Source organism: Streptomyces sp. NBC_00989, assembly GCF_045162655.1.
GTDB lineage: Bacteria > Actinomycetota > Actinomycetes > Streptomycetales > Streptomycetaceae > Streptomyces.
On record NZ_CP108728.1, the window covers coordinates 11,249,103 to 11,266,381 of the forward strand.

At 71.8% G+C, this 17,279-nt stretch carries 11 protein-coding genes; 6 read left to right on the forward strand and 5 right to left on the reverse strand.

Translation table 11 applies throughout. The features are described from left to right. The first annotated feature begins 17 nt into the window (after nt 1-17). Nucleotides 18-896 carry a TauD/TfdA dioxygenase family protein gene (locus tag OG714_RS50785; protein ID WP_406131284.1) on the forward strand — a complete coding sequence of 293 codons (879 nt, stop codon included), beginning with the start codon at nt 18-20 and terminating at the stop codon, nt 894-896. Nucleotides 897-927: 31 nt separating this feature from the next. Further along, complete coding sequence (locus tag OG714_RS50790) at nt 928-1,680, forward strand: hypothetical protein (protein ID WP_406131285.1); 753 nt, start codon at nt 928-930, stop codon at nt 1,678-1,680. Nucleotides 1,681-1,737: 57 nt separating this feature from the next. Here OG714_RS50790 and OG714_RS50795 read toward each other — a convergent pair whose 3' ends face one another. The 4 genes from OG714_RS50795 to OG714_RS50810 form a co-directional block, all read right to left on the reverse strand. Further along, nucleotides 1,738-3,333: a PucR family transcriptional regulator gene (locus OG714_RS50795; RefSeq protein WP_406131286.1), complete on the reverse strand. Its 1,596-nt coding sequence runs from the start codon at nt 3,331-3,333 to the stop codon at nt 1,738-1,740. A gap of 250 nt (nt 3,334-3,583) precedes the next feature. Beyond that, nucleotides 3,584-4,978 carry an NAD(P)/FAD-dependent oxidoreductase gene (locus OG714_RS50800; RefSeq protein WP_406131287.1) on the reverse strand — a complete coding sequence of 465 codons (1,395 nt, stop codon included), beginning with the start codon at nt 4,976-4,978 and terminating at the stop codon, nt 3,584-3,586. Nucleotides 4,979-5,023: 45 nt separating this feature from the next. Beyond that, nucleotides 5,024-5,689 (reverse strand): HAD-IA family hydrolase, encoded by a 666-nt coding sequence (locus OG714_RS50805; RefSeq protein ID WP_406131288.1) that lies wholly within the window; start codon nt 5,687-5,689, stop codon nt 5,024-5,026. A 47-nt stretch (nt 5,690-5,736) separates the two neighbouring features. Next, nucleotides 5,737-7,110 carry an MFS transporter gene (locus OG714_RS50810; RefSeq protein WP_406131289.1) on the reverse strand — a complete coding sequence of 458 codons (1,374 nt, stop codon included), beginning with the start codon at nt 7,108-7,110 and terminating at the stop codon, nt 5,737-5,739. Between the two features lie 367 nt (nt 7,111-7,477). Here OG714_RS50810 and OG714_RS50815 point away from each other — a divergent pair, with 367 nt between their 5' ends. Genes OG714_RS50815 through OG714_RS50830 form a run of 4 tightly spaced genes read left to right on the forward strand, consistent with a single transcriptional unit; the run spans nt 7,478 to nt 14,109 of the window. Then, nucleotides 7,478-8,734, forward strand: a complete 1,257-nt coding sequence (locus tag OG714_RS50815) for an aspartate aminotransferase family protein (protein WP_406131290.1) — start codon at nt 7,478-7,480, stop codon at nt 8,732-8,734. Further along, nucleotides 8,731-11,616: an FAD-binding and (Fe-S)-binding domain-containing protein gene (locus OG714_RS50820; protein ID WP_406131291.1), complete on the forward strand. Its 2,886-nt coding sequence runs from the start codon at nt 8,731-8,733 to the stop codon at nt 11,614-11,616. Before OG714_RS50815 ends, OG714_RS50820 begins: the two co-directional genes overlap by 4 nt. Beyond that, nucleotides 11,616-13,127: an NAD-dependent succinate-semialdehyde dehydrogenase gene (locus OG714_RS50825; RefSeq protein ID WP_406131292.1), complete on the forward strand. Its 1,512-nt coding sequence runs from the start codon at nt 11,616-11,618 to the stop codon at nt 13,125-13,127. Before OG714_RS50820 ends, OG714_RS50825 begins: the two co-directional genes overlap by 1 nt. Next, nucleotides 13,120-14,109 (forward strand): D-2-hydroxyacid dehydrogenase, encoded by a 990-nt coding sequence (locus tag OG714_RS50830; protein ID WP_406131293.1) that lies wholly within the window; start codon nt 13,120-13,122, stop codon nt 14,107-14,109. Before OG714_RS50825 ends, OG714_RS50830 begins: the two co-directional genes overlap by 8 nt. Before the next feature lie 171 nt (nt 14,110-14,280). Here OG714_RS50830 and OG714_RS50835 read toward each other — a convergent pair whose 3' ends face one another. Beyond that, on the reverse strand, nt 14,281-17,217 hold the full coding sequence (locus OG714_RS50835) for a SpoIIE family protein phosphatase (protein WP_406131294.1): 2,937 nt from the start codon (nt 17,215-17,217) through the stop codon (nt 14,281-14,283). Nucleotides 17,218-17,279 lie beyond the last annotated feature (62 nt).

Sequence of the window (17,279 nt, forward strand, 5' to 3'; positions counted from 1 at the left end):
ATTCACGGAGGTCCCTCATGGAGGACTACGCACTCAAGGCCGTCGAGCGGCTCACCACCCGTCCCGCCGAGCCCTACGACACCCTGTCCGTCGACCCGATCACCCCGCTGCTGGGTGCGGAGGTCACCGGCCTCGACCTGTCCCAGGAGCTGACACCCCAGCAGGAGAAGGAACTCCAGCACGCGTTCCAGACCCACCACGTCCTCGTCTTCCGCGACCAGGACATCACCCCCGAGGAACACAAGCGGTTCGCGGGCGTCTTCGGCGAACTCCACCCCGTGGCCCTCGCGCCCGAGGGGTCCGACCCGTACATCCTGGAGATCAAGGCGACCAAGGAGTCCAAGGCCGTGGCCGGCAACGGCTGGCACGCCGACGGCACCGCCGACGCCGAACCCTCCCTCGGCTCGCTGCTGTACATCACCACGATCCCCGAGGGCGGCAGCGGCGGCGACACCGTCTTCGCCAACATGCACCTCGCCTACGAACTGCTCTCACCGGCGATGCGGACCTTCCTCGAAAGCCTCACCGCCGTACACGACGGAGCCCTGCCCTGGACCGCCGCCGGACAGACCCCGCCGCCCGAGTACGAGGTGCCGCGCACCGAACAGCCGGTCGTCGCCCGCCACCCGGAGACCGACCGCAAGCTCCTCTTCGTCAACGCCCCCTACACCTCGCACATCACCCAGCTGTCCCGCACCGAGAGCGACGCGTTGCTGGAGATGCTGTACGCGCACATAGCCCGCACCCCGCTGCTGCACTGCCGGGTCCGCTGGCAGGAGCGCACCCTCGTCCTCTGGGACAACCGCAGCGTCCAACACCACGCCGTCTGGGACTACTTCCCGCACACCCGCGAGGGTCGCCGGATCGCCGTCAACGGCAGCCGCCTAGAGGCCTGACCCGGTTCCCCGACGGAAGCGAAGGCGCCCCATGTCCACGACCGCCGCCCCCGAGACGTTCCTCGCCGCGCTACGGAATCCCACCTCCGAACCTCCCCCGGAGGCGCGGCCGGCGTGGCTGTGGTCCGTCGCCAGCACCCTCCACGAGCAGTTGCCGACGGACCGGCGGGAGGTATGGGCGACCCATCTGCACGGCGTGCTGGGCGAAGGCTCGGACATGTGCACCTTGCACGCCGTCCACAGCTGGCACGCCGACACGATCCTGCCGCTCCTCGCCGAGACGTCGCACGACGGGGACTGCACGGAGTTCGCGGCTCTGGCCGACCTGCACCGTGAAGCGGCACAGGGGAGGACAGCGGACCAGGACACCTGGAGGACGGCGCTCACCCCGGTGCTCCTGTACCTCTACGACGCGGCGTACGACCGGACGAGCGCGTACACCGAGGCCCACACGGGCGCTCGCGACTACGCGCTGGCCAACGGTTTCTCCGCGTCCGAGGCCGACGGGTACGGCCACGAGTACGCACGGCTGAGCAGCGACGCGAACGCGCGGGCCTGCACCGAGGCCCACGCGGAGGCGGTCGGCGGGGCGCTGGCACGGGCGTACGCGACCGACGGGTGGGAGGCGTACGGCGACACGTATCCGGACGCCCGACTCCGGGCCGTCGTACGGGCCACGGCAGAACCGGGCGACCCGGTCCCCGTCACGCGCCTGGCCGAGGGACTCCTCGCGGCGCTGAAGGCACACGGCGCCGACCGGAAGTCCGCGAGGTGCCTCACCTGACGCGCTCGATGTCCCACTGCCATCCTCCTCCCCGCCGGAGACGAAGCCGCCTGTCGGTCAGTCCGTCGGCTTCCCGTGCAGAACCTCCAACGCGGTGACGGCCACGTGCAGTTGGGTGCGCTCGGCGCCGGCCTCCAGGTCGGCGCCGAGGAGGCGTTCGATGGTGTGCAGACGCTGGTAGAAGGCCTGCCGGGAGAGCCCCACGCGCTTGGCCGCGATCGACTTGTTGCCGGCGGCGTCGAGGTATTCGCGCAGGGTGCCGAGCAGGTCGCTGCCGTGCCGGGCGTCGTGCTGGACCAGGCGCCCGAGCCGATGTTCCACGTACTTCTGGACCCGTACGTCGTCGCGCAGGGAGTAGAGCAGTTCCGGCAGGCCCACGTCGGAGGCGACGTGGAAGGGGCGGGTGCGGGAGGTGGGACCGATGGCGTCGGCGACCTCCTCGGCCTCGCGGAACGACCTTGTGACCTGGCTGAGTTCGGTGACACCCGGGCCGACCGCTACGACGGCGTCGTCCCCGAACGTGGCCCGCAGATCGAGGGCGATGCGTTCCACGACGGGCTGCCACGCACTAGCGCGGGCCAGCGCCATGAGCAGTCCGGTACGACGCCCCGACAGGTCTCCTACGAGGGCTTTGACGCCGGACGTGAGGAGTCCGTCGGCGAGGTGAGCGCTCACCGTGGTGTCGCCGATCCGCGCCCCCGAGTGGTCGACGACGACGGGCAGGAGGCGATGCCCGGTCGTGGGGAGCCCCAGTGCCTCGGCCCGCAACCGTGCCTCGGTCCGACTGCGGTACCGCCAGTGCAGCAGATCGAGCAGGACGGAACTGTGCGCCCGCCGATCCCACTCCGGGGCGCCGGTGAGCCGGGCCAACGTGAGGGCGGTGGCGGCCTGTTCGAGGATCATCGTGTGCTCAGGACCGAAGGGCGGTCCGCCCGTGAGGGGCAGCATGACCAGTCGCCCCCACCGGCTGCTCCGCTCCTCGACCGGCGCCACGAGCCACCCCTCGGGCCCGCTGGCCGCCGCCCGGTCCGGTGTTCCGGCGGCGCGCGAACGACGCGGCCAGGCATCCAGGACCTGCCCGTCCGCGCGCCCCGCCACGGCCCAACTCACCGCGTGGTGGATCAGGTTCTCCAGCACGACCGGACACCCCGAGAGGTCCGAGGCGGTCTGCACGAACTCCTCCGGTTCGGCGCCACGCAGAGTGAGTGACGTGAACAGCTCGTGCACATGCTGGGCGCGGCGCAGCAACTCGCCCTGCGCGTCCAGGATCAGGGCGTGCACGGTCTGGGTCACCTCGATGAACCGCACCCCGCGCGCCAGCACGATCAGCGGCAACTCCCTCTCACTGCACGCCGTGACGAGATCCGGCGGCGCCTGCTGATACCGGCGCCCCAGCTCCACGACCAGCCCCGCCACCCCGACGTCCGCCAACTGGTCGACGTAGCCGCGCAGTTGTGTCGGATCCGAGGGGTGCGGCATGCCCGTGGTGAGGACCAGCTCCCCACCCTCCAGGAACGAGGCGGGATCGAGCAGCTCGGTGACATGGACCCACCGGACCGTGCGCCCCAACTGCCCCTCACCGGCGGCGACCCGGGGCAGCCCGGCCGCGATGACGGGAAGTCGCAGTACGTCGGCGACCGTGAGAAACGGCATGGGCACGGGCTCCCAAGAGACGTAGTGCCGCCGGTCCCGACACGTGGTTCCACCCCACTCTGAGGGGTGGGAAGCGAGTAACGCAAGGGCAGCCTGCGCTGCTCAAACGCCGTTCAGGACGGCGCCCCGAAAGGGGCGCGGGGCTGTGACATGTGCGGCTCCGCCGCGTGGGCGCGAGCAACCACGACGAACCGCCACCCGCCAACGGACCACCCGCCCCCACGGCGAAAGGGCGAGCGCTCCACCGACCTCAAGGCCGCCGAGCAACAAGATCCGCAACCGTGGCGATCGGAGACGTCCGCGAACGCCCGCTCGCCTCATGCGCATCCGCCAGCCGATAAGCCACGTAAAGCCCCCGTACCCCGAGCCACCGCAACGGCTCCGGCTCCCACGTGCCAGGCCGATGCCCGGTCCACGGCAACCGGGTCAACCGGGACTCACGCCCCAGCACCAGATCGGTCAACGTACGGCCGGCCAGGTTCGTAGAGGTCACCCCGTGCCCCACATACCCCCCGGCCCAGCCGAGCCCGGTACCCCGGTCGAGCCCCACCGTCGCCGACCAGTCACGGGGCACCGCAAGCACCCCGCACCACGCATGGTCGACCCGCGCGCCGGCGGTCTGCGGCAGCACCTTGTACAGGGTCTCGGTCAGCTCGCCGATCGTCCGGTCGGCCACCCGCCCGTCGGAGTCGGTCCGCGACCCGAACCGGTACGGCACCCCCCGCCCCCCGATCGCGATCCGGTCGTCCGGTGTGCGCTGGGCGTACAGATGCCCGTGGGCGGTGTCGCCCAGGGTCTCCCGCCCGGCCCAGCCGATCTCCTCCCACACGCCCGGCGCCAACGGCTCGGTGACGATCATCGAACTGTTCATCGGCAGCCAGGCCCGCCGCAGCCCCTTGAGCGACGCGGTGAACCCCTCCGTGGCCCGCAGGACGACAGGCGCGCTCACCGCACCGTGCGCGGTGACCGCCCGCCCAGGCTCGATGACGGTGACAGGGGACTTCTCGTACAGGGTCACACCGAGCCGTACGACCGTCTCGGCGAGCCCGCGCACCAGGGCCGCCGGCTGCAACCGGGCACAGTGTGGCGTCCAGGCGGCCGCCGTCATCCCCTCGATCCGAATGCGTTCTGCCGCCTCCTCCGGCGTCAGCATCACCGAGTCCGTGACGCCCCACTCGTGGTCGCCCTCGGTCTTGTGCCGCAGCCGGGTCGCCTGCGCCGGGGTCCGGGCCACGCGCAGGGTGCCGCCCTTGACGATGTCGGCGTCGATGCCCTCCCGCTCCGCGACGGCGATGATCTCGTCGACGGCCTCGTTCATCGCGCGCTGATAGTCGAGCACCGCGTCCCGCCCGTACTCCTTGGCGAGCCGGTCACGCGCCCCGGGCACCAGCCCCGAAGCCCAGCCGCCGTTGCGTCCGGACGCGCCGAACCCGGCGAACTCGGCCTCCAGGACGGTGATCCGCAGTGTCGGGTCGGCCAGTTTCAGGTAGTACGCGGTCCACAACCCGGTGAGACCCGCGCCGACGACGCACACATCGGCATCACGGTCCCCGGGCAACGCCGGTCGGGGGGTGGGCAGTTCGGAGAACCAGTGGGAGATCCGGCCGTTGACCGGTCCGGGCCGGCCGAGCGTGGTCGCGCTCACGGGGGTGTTCCTTTCGAAGCGGCGGGCGTGCGGGTGCCGGGAGGGTCAGACGCCGAGCAGGCCGGGCAGCTCGGACAGGTCCTTGATCTCCTCGTACGGCTGGAACGCGGCCGAGCCCGGGAAGCCGTACCGGTTCACCCAGATCCGCCGCATGCCCGGGTACCGCTTGGTCGGCATGATGTCGTACTCCCAGCCCTGGGCCGTGTGGATGATGTCCTCCGGGCCGCGCCCGGTCGCCTTCATCAGGTACTCGAAGGCCTGCGGCAGCGGCTTGTACGCCCCGGCCTGCTCGGCGGTCAGGACGTAGTCCCACTCGACGCCCAGCTCGTCGACGGCGTACGAGATGAGGTCGTCCTCGCTGTTGGAGAGGATGGCGATGTCGTACTCGCTCTTCAACCGGCGCAGCGCGTCCGGGACTTCGCGGAACGGCTTGAACTTCTTGATGGCCTCGATCAGCGCCTCGCCGTCCTCGTCCCGGTACTCCAGACCGTGCAGCAGCATGACGTTGCGCAGCGTGCTGCGGACGATCTCCCGGTAGGGGCGGTACGCGTCGACGACGCCCTGGAAGCGCATCACGTACGCGTCGTGGTGGAACTGGTCCGGGTCGACGCCGAGTTGGGCGAGCCGGTCCTTGACGATCTCGTGCGTGGCGGCACGGGTGTCGAAGTTGATGAGGGTGCGGTAGCAGTCGAAGCTGACGACCTTGCGCATGGGTGAACTCCTGGATGGGGGAGGGGTGTTCGGAGAACTCGGTGGCTTCAGGAACGGCTGACGGCCTTGGCCAGACCCACGTCCTTCAGGGCCAGGTCCTTGGTCTCGGGGGCGAGGAAGTACGACACGACGAGCCCCGCCAGCGTGATCACCACCGCGATGCCCAACGTGCCGCGCACGCCCAGGTCGTCGGCGGCGATGGGGAGGAGGAACGTCGACGTGGCCGAGCCGACCCGGCTCATCGCGGTCGCGATGCCGACTCCTGTGGCCCGCAGATCGGTCGGGAACAGCTCGCTCGGGTAGACGAACTGAAGCCCGCTGCCCGCCGCCTCGAAGAACTGGAACGCGGCGAACAGGGTCACCACCAGGAACGCCCAGTGCAGCGGCAGCACCGCCAGCGCGAGCAACGAGACGCTGATGCAGGCGAAGGTGCTGATGAGCAGCGGGCGGCGGCCGATCCGGTTCACGACCACCAGGCCGAGGGCGATGCCGGCCACGGCGAGCGTGGTGATCAGCGCGCTCGCGCCGTACGTGCTCTCCACGCCGAAGGCCGACAGCATCTGCGGCTGGAAGGAGCGGACCGCGAAGGCGGGCGCGACCTGACAGATCCAGAACACGGAACAGAAGACCACGGGGACCGTGTAGCCGCGTTTGAAGATCTCGACGAGGTTGCCGAGACCCGAACCGCCGCGCTGTTCCCGCTGAGGTTCGGCGAGGAGCTCGTCGGCGTCGATGTCGGGGCCGAGGTGTTCGCGTACGACGGCCCGCGCCTCGTCCATCCGGCCGCGCGAGGCCAGCCAGCGCGGCGACTCGGGGATGCCGGCACGGAAGACGAGGAAGACCAGCGCCGGTACCGCGCCGGAGACCAGCATCCAGCGCCAGGCGTCGTCGCCGAGACCGGTCAGCGCCCAGCCGACCCAGTAGCTCACGCCGTAGCCGATCCACCAGGCCAGCACCAGGCCGGACAGGGCCGGGCCGCGGAGCCGGCGGGGGACCAGTTCGGTGGTGAGCGCGGAGGCGATGGGGTAGTCGGCGCCGATCGCGACGCCGATGAGCAGCCGCAGCAACACCAGCTGCCAGGCCTCCGCGACGAAGAACTGCAACGCCGAGAAGACCACGAAGGCGGCGAGGTTGAGGACGTACATCAGATGACGGCCGACCCGGTCGGTGATCGGGCCGAATACCGCACCGCCGATGAACACGCCGATCAGGACGGACGCGGCGACCAGGCCGGTCCACAGGGTGTCGAGGGCGAGCGCCGGGGTGATGAGGCCGAGGGCGACGCCCATCACGCCGAGCAGATAGCCGTCGCAGAACGGGCCGCCCATGGCGACCGCCATGATCCGACGGTGGAAGGAACTGACGGGCGCGTCGTCGAGCGACGAGCCCCCCGAGGTGGTCGAGGACGAGGTCACGGACATGCTTGAGGCTCCTGGGGACGCAGGGGCGGAGGAGGTCGTGCGTCAAGCATTCGAATGCGTACGCCGCTGTACGCCGGAGAGACCGACGGATCACCGAGGTGAGAGCAGATCACCGAGGGGAGAAGGGGGACGGTGAGGCGGTCCGGGGTTGGCAACACCCTGGTTCAGTGCGCGGCCACCGTCAATGAACACCGTGTTCGCTTCGCCACCGGCGGGTGGACAGTGTGTTCCGCGGACGCGGTCCGGTTGACAGACCGTCCACACCGGGCGGGCCGGGCGGACACGTTGACCGTTGCCCCTTCCGGCGCACCGCCCACAGGGTGAGAGATGTCCCCCGCACCTCCTCACGTCGTGGGAGAACCGCCGTATGAGCCACCTGTCCGAGCACCTGCGCCAGGCCACACCGGTCGTCGTCGAACGCGGCGAGGGGGTGCACCTCTTCGGTACGGACGGCCGCCGCTATCTGGACTTCACCGCCGGCATCGGCGTCACCAGCACCGGCCACTGCCACCCCAAGGTGGTCGCCGCCGCGCAGGAGCAGGTCGCCACGCTGATCCACGGCCAGTACACGACGGTCATGCACCGGCCGTTGCAGCGCCTGGTCGAACGGCTGGGCACGGTCCTGCCCGAGGGACTCGACAGCCTCTTCTTCGCCAATTCCGGCAGCGAGGCCGTCGAGGCCGCGCTGCGGCTCGCCCGCCAGGCCACCGGCCGCCCCAACGTCGTCGTCTGCCACGGCGGTTTCCACGGCCGTACGGTCGCCGCCGCGTCGATGACCACCTCCGGCGCCAAGGTGCGCACCGGGTTCGGCCCGCTCATGGGCGGGGTCGTCGTCACACCGTTCCCGCACGCGTTCCACTACGGCTGGGACGAGGAGACGGCGACCCGGTTCGCGCTGCGCGAGTTCGACCAGCTCCTCCAGACCGTCTCCGATCCCGACGACACCGCCGCGATCTTCGTCGAGCCGGTCCTCGGCGAGGGCGGCTACGTCCCCGCCAACTCCGCCTTCCTGCAAGGCCTCCGGGAACGCGCCGACCGTCACGGCATCCTGCTCGTCCTCGACGAGATCCAGACCGGAGTCGGCCGCACCGGCCGCTTCTGGGGCCACGACCACTTCGGCGTCCGCCCCGACATCCTCATCACGGCCAAGGGCCTGGCCAGCGGCTTCCCGCTGTCCGGCATCGCCGCCTCCGAAGAGCTGATGCGGAAGGCCCGGCCCGGTTCGCAGGGCGGCACGTACGGTGGGAATGCGGTCGCCTGCGCGGCGGCCGTCGCCACGCTCGACGTCGTCGAGGAGGAGAACCTCGTCGCCAACGCCGCCACCATGGGCGCCCGGCTGCGCGCGGGCCTCGACGAGGTCGCCGCGAAGAACCCCGCGATCGGCGACGTGCGCGGGCTCGGTCTGATGCTGGCGAGCGAGTTCGTGACGGAGGCGGGCGAACCCGACCCCGGGACGGCAACTCGCGTGATGAAGGCGGCTGTTGACGAAGGAATGCTCCTGCTGCCCTGTGGCCCGTGGGGCAACGTCGTCCGCATGATCCCGCCGCTGATCGTCGACGCGGGCGCGATCGACGAGGGACTGCGCGCCTGGTCGGCCGCCGTCGCGGTGGGCACCGCCGGATGACCGACGCCCGCTCCCTGGTCGACCTGCTGGCCCGGACGGCTCCGGGCCTGGAGGTCGACACGGGGGAAGGGCGGCGCGCCGCGTACGCGTACGACGCGTCCAACTACCGGGTGCCGCCCCTCGCCGTCGCCTTCCCGCGCTCCGCCGAGGACGTGGCCGCGCTCGTACGGGCCTGCCGCGACCTGCGCGTCCCGCTCACCGCGCGCGGAGCGGGCACCAGCATGGCCGGTAACGCGATCGGACCCGGCGTGGTCCTCGACTTCTCGCGCCACCTGAACAAGGTCATCGCCGTCGCCCCCGGCACCCGCACCGCCGTCGTCGAACCCGGCGTCGTCCTCGACGACCTCCAGCGCGCCGCCGCACCGCACGGCCTGTTCTTCGGCCCCGACCCGTCGTCCCACAGCCGCTGCACCCTCGGCGGGATGATCGGGAACGACGCGTGCGGCAACCACTCGGTGCGCTACGGCCGGACGGTCGAGCACGTCGAGGAACTGGAGATCGTCACGGCCACGGGAGTGCGCGCGGTGGCCGGAGCCGGGGGACTGAGCGCCGTCGAGAGCGAGAACGCGGCCGAAATCGCCAGCCTGGACGCCGAGTTGACCCGGCTCGTCGACGCCAACCTCGCCGCCCTGCGCACCGAACTCGGCCGCATCCCCCGCCAGGTCTCCGGCTATCAGCTCCACCACCTCCTCCCCGAGCACGGCCGACACGCGGCCCGCGCCCTGGTCGGCACCGAGGGCACCTGCGCGATCGTCACCCGCGCGACCGTACGACTGCACCCCGTGCCGGCGGCGACCACGCTGCTGGCGCTCGGCTACCGGGACGTCGTGGACGCCGCCATGGACGTGCCCGCGATCCTGCGCCACCGGCCCACCGCCGTCGAGGGCATGGACGAGGCCATCGTCGCGACCCTCCGCCACCGACGCGGCCCGCAGGCCGTCACCGGTCTGCCCGAGGGCGCCGCCTGGCTCTACGTCGAACTCGACGGCACCGACCAGACCGACGCCGACGCACGGGCCGCCGACGTCCTCGCCGAACTCCGCGCCGGGGAACGGATGGTGGCGGGCCGCGTCATCGACGACCCCGCCGAACGCCGCTCCCTGTGGCGCGTACGCGAGGACGGCGCCGGACTCGCCGCCCGCCTCGTCGACGGCGGAACATCCTGGCCCGGCTGGGAGGACGCGGCCGTCGACCCGCACCAACTCGCCGACTACCTACGGGACTTCCGCACCCTCCTCACCAAGCACGACTTCACCGGCGTGCTGTACGGCCACTTCGGCGCGGGCTGCGTCCACGTCCGCATCGACTTCGACCCCGCGACGCCGGAGGGCGCCGCCGCCATGCGCGCCTTCCTCGCGGAGGCCGCCACGCTGGTCGTCTCGCACGGCGGCACCCTGTCCGGCGAACACGGCGACGGCCGCGCCCGCAGCGAACTCCTCGCCACCATGTACAGCCCGCGCATGCGCGCCGCGTTCGCCTCCTACAAGCGGCTGTACGACCCCGACGGCATCCTCAATCCCGGGGTGATCGTCGATCCGGCGGCCGTCGACGCCGACCTCGCGCTGTACCCGATCACCTCCCGTGCACCGGTCAACTCCTATGTGCGGCAAGGGGGTTTCACCTTCCCCGACGACCCGGGCGGCCTCGCCTCGGCGGCGAGCCGGTGCATCGGCGTGGGGCGTTGCCGCAGCGACACCGGCGGAGCCATGTGCCCGAGCTACCGCGCCACCCACGACGAACGCGACTCCACGCGGGGCCGCGCCCGGCTGTTGCAGGAGATGCTGCGCGACGGCCCGGGCACCGTGATCACCGACGGCGGCCGCTCGACGGAGGTACGGGACGCCCTCGACCTATGCCTGTCCTGCAAGGCCTGCGCCGCCGACTGTCCGGTGGGCGTCGACATGGCGACGTACAAGTCGGAGTTCCTGCACCGGCATTACCGACGTCGGCTGCGCCCGCTGAGTCACTACAGCCTGGGCTGGCTGCCCTGGTGGGCGGCGCTGGCCCGCTGGTTCGCGCGGCCCGTGAACGCCGTGCTCGGTGGGCCTTTGGGCCGGCTGGTGGCACGGCTCGGCGGGGTGACCACCGAGCGCGCCCTGCCGCGCTTCGCCCGACGCCGTGACCTCCCGGCGCACCTGCCCCCGCAACCGGCGACTCCGGCCGCCGTCCTGCTCGTCGACTCCTTCACCCGCGCCTTCCGCCCCGACGTCGCCGGAGCCGCCGCCCGCGTCCTGGCCGACGCCGGGGTGCCCGCGACCGTGCGCGACGGACTGTGCTGCGGGCTCACCTGGATCAGCACCGGCCAACTGGGCATCGCCCGGCGGGTGTTGACCCGTACCGTCGAACGACTCGACGCCGAGGGCTCGGGCGAGTTGCCCATCGTCGTACCCGAACCGAGCTGCGCCGCCGCACTCCGCCACGACGCACCCGCGCTCCTCGGCACCGACACCGCACGCCGGGTCGCCGCACGCGTCCACACCTTCTCCGGCGCGCTGACCGAACTCGCCGACCCCGACTGGAAACCCGAGGCCGTCCCCGACCAGGTCACGCTCCAGACCCACTGCCACGAGTACGCCGTCTTCGGCGAGTCCACCCAGAGCGCACTCCTGCGCCGCCTCGGCGTCGGACAGGTCGACGAGGCGAACGGCTGCTGCGGCCTGGCCGGCAACTTCGGCTTCGAAGCGGAGCACTACGACACGTCGATGGCTGTCGGTGCCCTCTCCCTCGCCCCGAAGCTCGCCGCGCTCGACCCGAACGCCACCGTCCTCGCGGACGGCTTCAGTTGCCGTACCCAGGCGGCCCATCTGACCGGCCCGGACGGCCCGCAGGCCCGGCACCTGGCCCAACTGCTCGACCCGAACCCGCCCGGAGGCACCCGCTGATGACCACCACCACGACGTCCACGTCCGCCGTCGACACCGTGTCCGTCGTCGACACCGTCCCCAAGCAGTTGTTCATCGGCGGGAGTTGGCAGGACGCGACCGACGGCGGCCGCTTCGCCGTCGACGACCCGGCGACCGGCGAGCGGCTGTGCGAGGTCGCCGACGCCGCACCGGCCGACGGGCAACTCGCCCTCGACGCGGCGGTGGCGGCACAGGACGCCTGGGCGGCCACCGCACCCCGCGCCCGCAGCGAGATCCTGCGCCGCGCCTACGAGATCATCCTCGAACGGCGGGAAGAACTCGCCCTGTTGATGACTCTGGAGATGGGCAAACCCCTCGCGGAGGCACGCGGCGAGGTCGGCTACGCGGCGGAGTTCTTCCGCTGGTTCTCCGAGGAGGCCGTACGGATCGACGGCGGGTTCACCCGGACCCCCGACGGAGCCAACCGCGTCCTGGTCATGCGGCAGCCGGTGGGCCCCTGTCTCCTCATCACCCCGTGGAACTTCCCCCTTGCCATGGGCACCCGCAAGATAGGCCCCGCGATCGCGGCGGGCTGCACCATGGTCCTCAAGCCCGCCCCGCAGACCCCGCTCTCCAGCCTGGCCCTCGCCGGAATCCTCACCGAGGCGGGACTGCCCGAGGGTGTCCTCAACGTCGTGACCACGACCGACGCCGCCGGAGTGATCGAACCCCTGCTGCGCGGCGGAGGCGTGCGTAAACTCTCCTTCACCGGGTCGACTCAGGTCGGGCGGCTGCTCCTCGCCCAGTGCGCCGACACCGTCGTCCGCACCTCCATGGAGCTGGGCGGCAACGCGCCCTTCATCGTCTTCGAGGACGCCGACCTCGACCGGGCCGTCGACGGCGCCATGGTCGCGAAGATGCGGAACATGGGCGAGGCGTGCACCGCCGCCAACCGCTTCTTCGTGCACCGCGACGTCGCCGAGGCGTTCGCCGCGCGGCTCGCCGAGCGCATGTCCGCACTGTCCGTCGGTCCCGGTACCCAACCCGGCTCCCAGGTGGGCCCGTTGATCGACGCCGCCGGACGCGCCAAGGCCGACGGCCTCGTCCAGGACGCCGTCACACGCGGCGCCAAGGTGCTGACCGGCGGCGAAGTCCCGGACGGGCCGGGCCACTTCTACCCGCCGACGGTCATCACCGAGGTCCGCGCGGACTCGGAGCTGATGCGCGCGGAGATCTTCGGCCCGGTCGCCGCCATCCTCACCTTCGACACCGAGGACGAGGTCGTCCGCGCCGCCAACGACACCGAATGGGGCCTGGTCGGCTACCTGTTCACCCGCGACCTCGACCGCGCTCTGCGCGTGGGGGAGCGGCTGGAGACCGGAATGGTCGGTATCAACACCGGCCTGGTGTCCAACCCCGCCGCGCCCTTCGGCGGCGTCAAGCAGTCCGGTCTCGGCCGTGAGGGCGGACGGGTCGGCATCGACGAGTTCCTGGAATACAAGTACCTCGCCATCCCCGTGGTTCCCGTGGCGGCGGACGGCCGTGGCTGACCTACTCGTCGTCCTGCACCAGGGGACCCTGCCGCCGAACGCCGAGGACATCGAACGCCTCGCGGACACGGTGTACGCCACCGAGGAGGAACTCCCGCTCCTCCTGCCCGGCGCGGACATCCTCCTGTGCTGGCACTCCATCACCCCGGCGGTCGCGGCGAGTTGGCCGAAGAATCCGGCCCTGGCCCCGGGCTGGGTCCACGTGGCCGCCGCCGGAGTGGACTCGCTGCTCTTCCCCGCGCTGGTCGACCACCCGGACGTGGTGCTCACCAACTCACGGGGCGTCTACGACCGGGCCATCGCCGAATACGTCCTCGGCCTGATCCTCGCCCTCGCCAAGGACTTCCCCGGCAGCTGGGAACACCAGCGGCGCCGCGAGTGGCGGCCCCGCGACAGCGAACGCATCGGCGGCCGTACGGCGCTGGTGTGGGGGACCGGGCCCATCGGCCGCGCCGTCGCCCGCATGCTGCGCGCCGTCGGCATGCGGGTCTGCGGCGCCGGACGCACCGCACGCACCGACGACCCGGACTTCGGGACGGTGCACGAGGGCACGAGCCTGCGAGGAGCGCTGGCCGAGGCGGACTACGTGATCCTCGCGGCCCCGCTCACCCCGGCCACCCGCTGCATGGTCGACGCCTCCGCCCTCGGCGCGATGAAACCCGGAGCGCGGCTCGTCAACGTCGGCAGGGGCGGCCTCGTGGACGAAGAGGCGCTCGTCAAGCACCTCGCGGACGGGCGCCTGGCCGGAGCCGCCCTGGACGTCTTCGCGCAGGAGCCGCTGCCCGCCGCCTCACCGCTGTGGGACATGCCCGGCGTGATCGTCTCCCCGCACACGGCGGGCGAAGTCACCGGCTGGCGCGCCGAGTTGGCGGACCTCTTCCTGGAGAACCTCACCCGCAGGGCGGAGGGCCGTCCGCTGCGGAACGTGGTCGACAAGGAGAAGGGCTACGTCAGGGACCCAACCGCCGTGGAGCCGCGCTGAGTTGTCGCCGGGGTCATGGACGGCCACCGGAGGCCAACCCCTGGCGCGGCCTCGGCTTCCCGAAGGTCCCCGTGCCGCCCTTCTCCAACGGCACCGCCTGGTTCCTGCCCTTCGGCGGCGCCTACTACAAAGCCCAAGGACCGGCTGCGCCGAGCCCTCACCACGGGTCCGTCAGTCCTCGTCCCCGAACGGCAGCGAGTCGAGATCCCCGGTGAAGTCCACCACGGTCGGGAACATCAACTCCAGGGTGTCGTCAGGGAGTTCCTGCCGGGCCTCGGGGGCGCCCAGGGTCTGCTCCGTCCAGATGCACTTGCCCGTCGGCGTGTAGCGGGTGCCCCAGCGCTGGGAGAGGGCGGTGATCAGCTGCAGACCGCGACCGCCCTCGTCCGTCTCCGTGGCACGGCGGATACGGGGCATCGTCAGACTGCCGTCGAAGACCTCGCAGATCAGCTCGGCGCCGTGCAACAGACGCAGACTGACCGGACCCTTGGCATGGCGTACGACGTTGCCGACCAGCTCGCTCGCCAGGAGTTCCGTGGTCGGGGTCAGGTCCTCCAGGCCCCAGGTGCGCAACTGCTCCCGGACGTGACGGCGGGCCTGACCGGCGGCGCGTGGGTCTTGGGGGAGCGGCCAGGAGGCGATCTTGTCGCTCGTCAGGGCGTGGAGGCGGGCGACGAGGAGGGCGGCGTCGTCGGCCGTCGAGTGCTCGGCGGGGAGCAGGCCCGCCGTGAGGGTGTCGCAGAGGTCCTCCAGGTCCGCCTCCGCGCCGGACTCGGTCCGGTACGCCGAACTCAACAGGCGGGCCAGGTCCGCCATGCCCTCGTCCATCTCACGCTTCGACGACTCCACCAGCCCGTCGGTGTACAGCACGAGGAGACTGCCCTCCGGCACCTTCAGCTCGACCGTCTCGAAAGGGGGTTCCGCCGCGCCGAGGGGCGGATCGGCAGACAGTTCCGGGAAGTGCACGGTGCCGTCCGGGTGGACCACGGCCGGCGGCGGATGACCGGCCCCGGCGATGGAACAGATCTGCGTCGTCGAGTCGTAGAGCGCGTACAGACACGTCACGTACGACTCCTCGCCCATCCCGGCGACGAGTTCGTTCAGGTGGCTCATGATCTCGTCGGGCGGCAGCTCCAGGTCGGCGAGGGTGTGCAGCGCGGTGCGCAGCCGGCCCATCGTCGCCGCCTCCGGGAGGCCGTGGCCCATGACGTCGCCGACCACCAGGGCGACCTGGCCGCCGGAGAGCGGGATGATGTCGTACCAGTCGCCGCCCACGTCCATGCCCTGGCCCGCGGGCAGGTAACGGGCGGCCGCGGTGCACGCCGGCAGCTCGGGCAGGGCCCGGGGGAGCAGACTGCGCTGGAGTTCGCGGGAACGGGTGTGCTCGGCGTCGTAGAGCCGCGCCCGTTCCAGGGCCTGGGCGACGAGGGCGCTGATCGTGGTCAGCAGGGTGCGTTCCTCGTCGGTGAGCCGGCGGGCGCGGTCGAAGGCGACGACGCAGACGCCGAAGGTGTTGCCGGACGCGGTCAGCGGGAGGAACGCCCACGCCTCCTTCCCCGCCCGTTCCGGCCGGGCGGCCAGCTCCGGGTAGTGGGCCGCGTACTCCTCGGTCGAGGAGAGGAACATCGGCAGACCGGACGCGATCACGTCCCAGCCCGGCTCACCGGGCGTCCGGATGTGGCCGTCGACGGTGGCCAGGAAGTCGTCCGGGTAGCCGTCCGCGCCCACGGTGTGCAGCCGGTCGCCCTCGACGGCCTGCACCAGGAGCCCGGCGGCGGCGAACGGCGGCAGCACCCGGCGGGCCACCGCGGTCACCACGTCCTGCGAGGTCGTCGCCTTGGCGAGGGCGGCCGTCAACTCGCCCATCCGGACCGCGCGGCGGGCCACCGCCAGTTCGGACGCCCGGCGCTCCTCCTCGTGCTGCCGCTTCTCCGTCACGTCGGTGAGATAGAGGGTGACTCCGTCGGGACCCGGGACCAGCCGCAGGTGGTGGCGACGGCCCGTGCCCTCCAGCTGGGCGTCGAAGCCGACGGGCGTCTCCTCGGCCGCGGCCTTCCGGCAGCGGTCCTCCAGGCCGGGGACGTTCCGTACCGTGGGCAGCTCCCACAGCAGGCGCCCGAACAGCTCCTCCTCGGACAGGCCCAGCGTGCGCTCCGCCTCCAGGTTGGCGAAGGTGATCCGCCACTCCTCGTCCACGGCGAGGAACCCGTCGCTCATGTGGCGCAGGGCCCGGCTCAGCGCGTCCCGGGCCGACCGCGACTCGTTGCTCTCCCAGCCCACGCCGATCATCCGGAGGGGCTCGCCCTGCTCGTCGTAGGTCGCCCGGCCGCGGGCCTGCGTCCAGCCGTACGTGCCGTCCAGGCGCCGTACCCGGTACTCGGCCTCGAACACGCCGTGCTCGCGGATCGCCCGGTCCACCGCGTCCAGCGTCGGCGCCAGGTCGTCGGGGTGGACGCACGCCATCCAGTTCTCCACCCTGGCGGTGTAGTCCTCGGGTCTGGTGCCGTAGAGCTCCAGGGCCGCCTCGTCCCAGAGCAGCTCGCCGCCCTGGATGTCCCAGTCCCACGAGCCGACGCTGACCTCCTTCAGAGCCTGCCGAAGCCGCTCGCGGTGGCCGCTCGGCTCGCTCTGGGAAGGTCTGGAGGGCGGGGGCGCCTGCCTCATCCGCTCCTCGGTCCAGGCGACCAGATCCCGGAGGAAGTCCCACTGCCGGGGGGTGGGCTCGCCCTGCCCGCCCATCAGGACCGTGAGCGCGCCGATGCTGCGGTCCCCGCCGGACACCGGTACGGCGGCGAGACCGGTGCCGGGCCAGGCGAGCTCCTGGCCCGTGAGCGTGGCGGACACGGGCACCCACACGCCACTGCCCTGGTGCACGGCCCTGGCCGGGGCCGTCGGGCCCTCCTGGTCGATGATCTCCCACGGGCGGGTGAGAGCGGGCGGCAGACCGGTCGAGGACACCAGCCGCAGCGCGGACATCGGCCCGCGCAGGTGAATCGCTCCCCCGAGCGCGCCCAGCTCGCCCACCGCGTGCTGCAGTGCCAACCGGAACACTTCGCTCTCGGTGACGCCGGGGTCCACGGTGCCGAGCAGAGCCAGACGTGCGTTCATACCGTAAATTTTACCGTTCCCGCCTCATATAACGCGGTGCTGCGCAGGACTCTCACCTTTGA

Bases quoted from the DNA above. Each gene is read 5' to 3' on its own strand.
- OG714_RS50810 (WP_406131289.1), bottom strand. From the start codon at position 7,110: ATGTCCGTGACCTCGTCCTCGACCACCTCGGGGGGCTCGTCGCTCGAC.
- OG714_RS50790 (WP_406131285.1), top strand. From the start codon at position 928: ATGTCCACGACCGCCGCCCCCGAGACGTTCCTCGCCGCGCTACGGAAT.
- OG714_RS50795 (WP_406131286.1), bottom strand. From the start codon at position 3,333: ATGCCGTTTCTCACGGTCGCCGACGTACTGCGACTTCCCGTCATCGCG.
- OG714_RS50815 (WP_406131290.1), top strand. From the start codon at position 7,478: ATGAGCCACCTGTCCGAGCACCTGCGCCAGGCCACACCGGTCGTCGTC.
- OG714_RS50805 (WP_406131288.1), bottom strand. From the start codon at position 5,689: ATGCGCAAGGTCGTCAGCTTCGACTGCTACCGCACCCTCATCAACTTC.
- OG714_RS50820 (WP_406131291.1), top strand. From the start codon at position 8,731: ATGACCGACGCCCGCTCCCTGGTCGACCTGCTGGCCCGGACGGCTCCG.
- OG714_RS50825 (WP_406131292.1), top strand. From the start codon at position 11,616: ATGACCACCACCACGACGTCCACGTCCGCCGTCGACACCGTGTCCGTC.
- OG714_RS50785 (WP_406131284.1), top strand. From the start codon at position 18: ATGGAGGACTACGCACTCAAGGCCGTCGAGCGGCTCACCACCCGTCCC.
- OG714_RS50835 (WP_406131294.1), bottom strand. From the start codon at position 17,217: ATGAACGCACGTCTGGCTCTGCTCGGCACCGTGGACCCCGGCGTCACC.